General features: G+C 41.4%; 4 protein-coding genes. 2 read left to right on the forward strand and 2 right to left on the reverse strand.

Annotated features, from left to right (window positions below; genetic code table 11):
- Nucleotides 1–253: 253 nt before the first annotated feature.
- Together IJS99_01700 and IJS99_01705 are read left to right on the forward strand one after the other, a co-directional pair.
- Nucleotides 254–415 carry a hydrogenase expression protein HypA/HybF gene (locus IJS99_01700; protein ID MBQ7560534.1) on the forward strand — a complete coding sequence of 54 codons (162 nt, stop codon included), beginning with the start codon at nt 254–256 and terminating at the stop codon, nt 413–415.
- Between the two features lie 6 nt (nt 416–421).
- Nucleotides 422–1,456: a hypothetical protein gene (locus tag IJS99_01705; GenBank protein MBQ7560535.1), complete on the forward strand. Its 1,035-nt coding sequence runs from the start codon at nt 422–424 to the stop codon at nt 1,454–1,456.
- 59 nt (nt 1,457–1,515) lie between these two features.
- Here the strand turns inward: IJS99_01705 and IJS99_01710 are convergent, their stop codons facing one another.
- Both IJS99_01710 and fusA read right to left on the reverse strand, forming a co-directional pair.
- The gene (locus IJS99_01710) at nt 1,516–3,195 is read right to left on the reverse strand and encodes an NAD(P)/FAD-dependent oxidoreductase (protein MBQ7560536.1); all 1,680 of its coding nucleotides are present in this window, start codon (nt 3,193–3,195) and stop codon (nt 1,516–1,518) included.
- A gap of 9 nt (nt 3,196–3,204) precedes the next feature.
- Nucleotides 3,205–5,271, reverse strand: coding sequence for an elongation factor G (fusA, locus tag IJS99_01715; GenBank protein MBQ7560537.1), 2,067 nt, complete (start codon nt 5,269–5,271; stop codon nt 3,205–3,207).
- Nucleotides 5,272–5,282 lie beyond the last annotated feature (11 nt).

Here is a 5,282-nt window from a genome sequence, read left to right on the forward strand (position 1 = left end):
ATTATGCAGGCAAATATGAGCGAAAAAATTTTTTATACATTGCGGCGGGGAATAAATTATCTTGGGCGGGCGGGTGGGAGGGACTCACTAAATGCGGGAGAATAAATTAATTATTTACTTGTGAAAAATAAATGTCCCTTCACTGCTCATGCTTATAACAAATTATGTAAATCTCACGTGAATATATAATCACTAAATCTGCTAAAATTTTTACAGTTTATATATTTCATGTTTCACGGAGGAATAAAATATTATGGCTAAATTTAAATGTTTAGAATGCAAAAAAATTTTTGAGATAGACTCGGCCTCACCTGACAGACGCTGCCCGGAATGCATGAGTCGTTATCTTGAGTTAATTTCAGGAGAAATACAGCGCGGCAAATCTTGGAGTTCAAAAACTTATTCAGCCCGTTAAATAATCATGGCCGCAAATAATTTATTAACAGATTTTCAGGAACTCGCAGAAGAGACAGCCTCATTTATTCCCGAATCAGATCAGCCCGAACAAGCCGCGAAAAACGTTCCGGGCTTTCTTGCGTTGAAATTCACATTTGCACCGAGTCGGGGAGACATGGGCGGAGCTTTCTGCACAATATTTGAAGGTCAGACGGGCAAAACAGTATTTCAAGTATTCTGGCTTGCTAAACCCTATGCGAGTAATGCATTAATCGAACCCGCTAAAGATTGGCGCAGCTTTGTCAAGAAATTTACTCAACTCGGGCCGCTCGATAAGGACTGGGGGACGAAATTACAGGAACAATTAAAGGAATTATTACCGATCTCAGAAAAGCGCAAATTATTCGAGAATTACACAAAAGTTAAATTGCGTCAACTTGAGAGTATTTTACGCAGAAATTTCGAGACTACTACACAGTGCGTATTCAGTGCCTCAATAGATGCCGAGCCGGTTTCAAGAGCTGATTTAGAACGAGCAAAAGTGTTAAAGCCTCTTGCACCCTCTGCAGACGAAATCGCAAAGGAACAGCGCGAGAAGGAAGCAAAGGAGCAGGCATATAACGGCAATGACGACAAATTAAACAAGAAAGACGGCGAATTTGAAGGCACCCTAATAAAATGCTCGGCAGTAGTTGACCCGGTGAAAGGCAAGCCATCATCTGAAATAGTGCCCGGTGATATTATAGAAGTCGTTATAGAAGGCGACGGAGCGAGCGCACTTGTACGCAAATTTCTTGAAGAAAACGACATGCAGCCATTATTCCCGGTTGAAGAAGTCAAACGCACTGAAGGCAAGACTTTAATTTATGTGCGGGTAAATGACCAGATTCGGGGATTTATTAATATAACTAAAGATATACGCATGAAAATCAAAGAAGATCCGCGAAATATGATCAGTCAAGAACGGGCGAGTCATATGCTTGAAAATATATTTTTCTTTGGGCTGCTGGGTATTGCATTAGTCGGCTTGTTATTCGTGATTCGTTATTTCTTCTTATGAGAATACGCAAAAAACTCCCTCCCGTTTGAATAAATAAATTCTTTCAGGAGGGAATAAATTTATTTGCTCTCGTGATATTCTTTTTCCGTGTTGACGTTCCATATATTGGACTTGTCATTATTTCCTGAAAAAATATTTTTGACGGCCTCAAACGCAGTACACATTGAGTGATCTATATTATTATATCTGTGCTGACCGTTGCGCCCTATGCAATACAGATTTTGTATAGAGTCAAGATATTTTCTAAGCTCGTCAATATGTTCATACGTATCAAAATATGCCGGGTAGGCTTTCTTAACGCGTTCGATATGCGAGTCAATTACATCATCATGAGATTTAATCATGCCGATTTTAATAATTTCTTCAGCAGCAAGCCTCGTAAAATCATCGTCGTTCATTGTCCAGTAAGAATCGCCCTCAGAACAGAAATATTCAAGTCCTAGCCAGACAGTATTATTTAAGTCTTTGACCATGTAGGGCGACCAGTTATTAAATACTTGAATGCGGCCTAATTTTACGCTTTTATCATGAACATATATCCAATTATCAGGAATAATATTTCCGATAGTTTTTATTGTCGTCTCATTTTTCAGAGCAAGGGACTTCACAAGCAGGCCTGCTGTCATATAATCTCTATATGGGAGTCCTGATGCTATAAATTTTATACGTTCGGGAACGTCATTCATTCCTGAAATTAAATCTTTTATAGGCATTGACGAGATCACTATATCACAATTTTCACTAAAAATTTTATTATCCTTCTCGTAAATTACGGACTCTATTTTATTGCCTGACTTATTAAAGCCTGTAACATGAGCCCCCGTGATAATTCTCCCGCCGAGCTTAATAATTTCGTCCGCTGTTATATCCCATAATTGGCCGGGCTCTAACTTTGGATAAGCAAAATTTTCTATTAATGATGTCTCGACTTTGCGGTTTTTGCTGTGAAAAATTTTCGAGAATATATCGCGTAATATTGCAGTGATTGAGAGTCCCTTTACTCTTTGCGCGCCCCATTCAGGTGAAATATTTGACGGATGACGGCCCCATAAATTTTCGGTGTAATTCTCAAAGAACATCGAGTATAATTTTTTGCCGAACCGGTTTATATAAAAATCTTCCAGCGAGTTTTCTTTGCGTTTGAAAATTGCGCTCTTGATATAGCTAAGACCTGCCGCAATAGTCGTGAATAAGCCCATATTTTTTATAGTGCTGAATTTGAGCGAGATGGGATAATCGAAAAATTTTCGCTTGAAATATATTCGTGAGAGCCTGTTACGATTTAACATAACTCTGTCAACTTTTTCAGGATCCGGGCCTCCTGTTGTAATAATTGATTCGCGGCCTAAAATTTTATCATCATATGGCAAAGCTCCCTGAGAAGGCATCATTTTTTGCCACCAGTCATTTACTTCTTTGACCTTAGAGAAAAATCTATGTCCGCCCATGTCCATGCGGTTGCCGTTGTGATTTACAGTTTTTGATATACCGCCCATGTAAAAACTTTCCTCAAGTATTGCAACATCTAGGCCCCCCCCCCTGCGTAAAATTTCGTAGCCTGCAGTGAGTCCTGCCGGGCCTGCTCCGATTATTATAACTTTTTTGCGAGTCATTAAATTTTTTCCTTTCTTGTCTTTCTTGTCTCTCTTGCCTTGACTTGTTTTGCTAATTTTGCGAGAAAATAACTCCCTCCCGTTTGATTGAATAAATAAATCTCTCAGGAGGGAATCTTTATTCAACTTTTATGATTAATCTTCGTCCTCGTCTTCTTTCTTGTGAGCGGCAATTACTTTCTTTGCAATATCGCCCGGGACTTCCTCATAGTGTGAATATTCCATCGAGAAAGACCCTTCACCTGAAGTCATAGAACGCAAAATAATTGCATATCTGAACATTTCTGCCAAAGGTGCTTGAGCTTTAACGACCTGTAATTTTCCGTGAGCTTCCATGCCCATAATTCGGCCGCGCCTTGAGTTAAAATCTCCCATGACATCGCCCATAAATCTTTCAGGTACAGTAACTTCAACGTCCATAACGGGTTCAAGCAAAACGGGATTAGCGTCCATTATGCCTTTCTTGAATGACAAACGGGTCGCGAGCTTGAATGACATTTCCGAGCTGTCAACGTCGTGATATGACCCGTAATATAATTCTGCGCTGAAATCAACAACGGGGAATCCAGCTAAGGGGCCGGCCGTCATGTATTCGCGTAAACCTTTTTCAACAGCGGGAATAAAGTTTCTAGGCACTGCACCGCCGACAACACTGTCAATAAATTCAAAGCCTGCTCCGCGCTCCAAAGGCCTGTAACGTATATAGACATCTCCATATTGACCATGTCCGCCGGATTGTTTTTTGTGTTTGCCCTGAGCTTCTGACATTTTGCGTATAGTCTCGCGGTAAGGCACTTGAGGAGTCTTTGTGTCGAGTTCAACGCCGTAACGTTCCTTCATTTTTGCAAGAACTATATCAATATGCATGTCGCCCATTCCTGATAAAACATTGTCGCGGGTCTCTGAATTTTTCTCGAATGTCAAGCAGCAATCTTCTTCGAGTGTACGTGATATAGCATTTCCGAGCTTGTCCTCATCGGCTCGTGATTTTGCGATAACTGCGACGCTGTAAACAGGTTTAGGAAATTCAATCGGTGAAAATTTGCCGGAGAATCCGCCCTTAACTGCCAAAGTATGACCGACTCTTGCGCTCTGTAATTTCGGAATCGCTACAATGTCGCCCGCAATTACTTCTTTAACGTCCTTGCCGTCCTTACCTGTCATTAATTTAAATGAACTTATTCGCTCGTCTTCACCCTGATTGACATTATAAATATTGCTGCCTTCAGATGACAATTTGCCCGAATATACACGCATAAATGATAGCTTGCCTACAAAAGCATCGGCCATGACTTTAAAGCACAACGCGGAAAATGGAGCGTCAATATTTGGCTCGACTCCTTCAACTGCTCCAATATCAACGGGCGACGGGAAGTAATCGGCTATGAAGTCCATAAATTGCTGAACTCCTATATTAGTACTCGATGACAACACGGCAACGGGCATAATTCGGCGAGCTGCAATAGCTTTTTTCAGGGTCCGCGCAAAATCTTCGTCTGAAATTGCCTCACCCTCCAAATATTTTTCCATGAGTGAGTCATCCATTTCGACAGCTGCTTCGATTAAGGCCTCTTTTGAGGACTCGCACTCGTCAGCTAAATCCGCAGGGACTTCACATTCCGTAAATTTGCCGCTTCCATCGGGTTTATACGTGTAGGCTTTACCCTTTATGACATCGACGACTCCAGAAAATTTATCAGCTGCACCGATCGGCAGGAAAACAGGCAGGGCGTTATTTGTGAACTGCGATTTAATATCGGCTAAAACTTTCTCAAAATCTGCGTTCTCTCTGTCCATTTTCGAAATCACGAACGAGACGGGCGATTTATGATGTTCGGAATACTCCCATGCTTTGCTTGTCTGGACTTCAATGCCGCCGACTGAACTTACAAGAATCACGGCCGTATCAGCGACTCTGATAGCTGCGCTCATTTCTCCTGTGAAATCAGCATAACCGGGCGCGTCAAGAATATAAAACGTTTTGCCCTTGCGCTCAAGTGTCATTAATGATGTACTGATTGAGATATTGCGTTTTTGTTCTTCAGATTGGAAATCGCTTACAGTGTTACCGTTTTGAACCGAACCCATGCGGGTTATATTGCCGTTGTCGAAGAGCATTGCCTCAGCTAGACTCGTTTTGCCTGCTCCTCCGTGCGCACATAATGCGAAGCTCCTTGTATCTTCTGGCTTACGTGCCCCCATTTTGAATAAAC

The sequence above is a fragment of the Synergistaceae bacterium genome, assembly GCA_017444345.1.
In the GTDB taxonomy this organism is placed as follows: Bacteria; Synergistota; Synergistia; order Synergistales; family Aminobacteriaceae; genus JAFUXM01.